The sequence below is a fragment of the Nocardia sp. NPDC047648 genome, assembly GCF_040642815.1.
Taxonomy (GTDB): Bacteria; Actinomycetota; Actinomycetes; order Mycobacteriales; family Mycobacteriaceae; genus Nocardia; species Nocardia gamkensis.
Genome location: NZ_JBEYSX010000041.1, coordinates 1 through 1,423, shown reverse-complemented (window position 1 = coordinate 1,423; position 1,423 = coordinate 1). Strand labels below are relative to the sequence as shown.

Annotated in this window: 1 protein-coding gene; it reads left to right on the top strand. The window is 63.6% G+C overall.

Annotated elements, in window-relative coordinates; translation table 11 throughout:
- Window positions 1-85: 85 nt before the first annotated feature.
- Window positions 86-1,390: an IS630 family transposase gene (locus tag ABZ803_RS35240; RefSeq protein WP_357046211.1), complete on the top strand. Its 1,305-nt coding sequence runs from the start codon at window positions 86-88 to the stop codon at window positions 1,388-1,390.
- Window positions 1,391-1,423 lie beyond the last annotated feature (33 nt).

Here is a 1,423-nt window from a genome sequence, read left to right as displayed (position 1 = left end):
CTAGTGTGTCGCGCCTGAAATTAGGCCAGTAAGTACGTAGTCTGTTTCCGTGTCGCATCGTGGGCCTTCTGCTGTCGAGATTGTGTTGTCGGATGTCGAGCGTGCCGAGTTGGTGCGCAGGTCGGTGTCTGGGGATCGGCGTCAGGCCGAGCGGGCGCGGATCGTGCTGGCCTGCGCCGAGGGGATGTCGAATGCCGGCGCGGCACGGGATTTGGGTCTGGCTGTGGGGACGGTCGCGAAATGGCGGCGCAAGTTCGCCGCCGAGGGTTTCGCTGGGCTGCATGATCGCGGCCGTGAGGGGCGGCCGAAGGCCGAGCTGGTGTTGAGCGATACCGAACGCGCGCAACTTGTTTCGTGGGCCAGACGGGCCAAAACGGCCCAGTATCTGGCCATGCGGGCGAAGATCGTGCTGGCGTGTGCCGAGGGTGCGACGAACAAGCAGGTCGCCGCCGACCTCGGTGTGGATGAGTCGAGTGTGATCCGGTGGCGGGGCCGCTTCGTCGCTGACCGGCTCGATGGCCTGGGTGACGAGCCGAGGCCGGGCCGGCCGCCCTCGATCCTGCTCGACCAGGTCGAAGACGTGGTCGTCGCGACACTGGAAACGTTGCCCGGCAAGGACACTCACTGGTCGCGTGCCTCGATGGCCGAAAGGACCGGGCTGTCGAAATCGACCATCGGCAGAATCTGGCGGAAATTCGATCTCAAACCGCACCTGCAGGATTCGTTCAAGCTGTCCACCGACCCGCTGTTCGTGGAGAAAGTGGTGGATGTCGTTGGCCTGTACCACAATCCGCCCGAGAAGGCGATAGTGCTGTGCGTCGACGAGAAAAGCCAGATCCAGGCCCTCGACCGCTCGCAGCCGGTGCTGCCGATGACCGTGGGCACGCCCGAACGCCGCACCCATGACTACCTGCGCCACGGCATCACCAGCCTGTTCGCCGCGTTCAACATCGCAGACGGCACCGTCATCACCGAACTCCACCGCCGCCACCGCGCCGCCGAGTTCAAGAAATTCCTGGTCACCATCGACAAGGCCGTGCCCCGCGAACTCGACGTCCACCTGGTCTGCGACAACTACGCCACCCACAACACCGCCGAAATCAAGACCTGGCTGGCCCGCCATCCCCGCTTCCACATCCACTTCACCCCCACCGGATCGAGCTGGATGAACCAGGTCGAACGCTGGTTCGGCCTACTCACCGACAAACTCATCCGCCGCGGCGTCCACACCTCCGTCAAGGCCCTCGAAGACGACATCACCGACTGGATCCAGACCTGGAACGACAACCCCCGCCCCTTCCGCTGGACCAAGACCGCCGACGAGATCCTCAAATCCCTCGCCCACTACCTCGTCAAAATCAACCCGCCAGCCCCCAAAACAAAACAGTAACTTACTGGCCTAATTTCAGGCGCGACACACTAG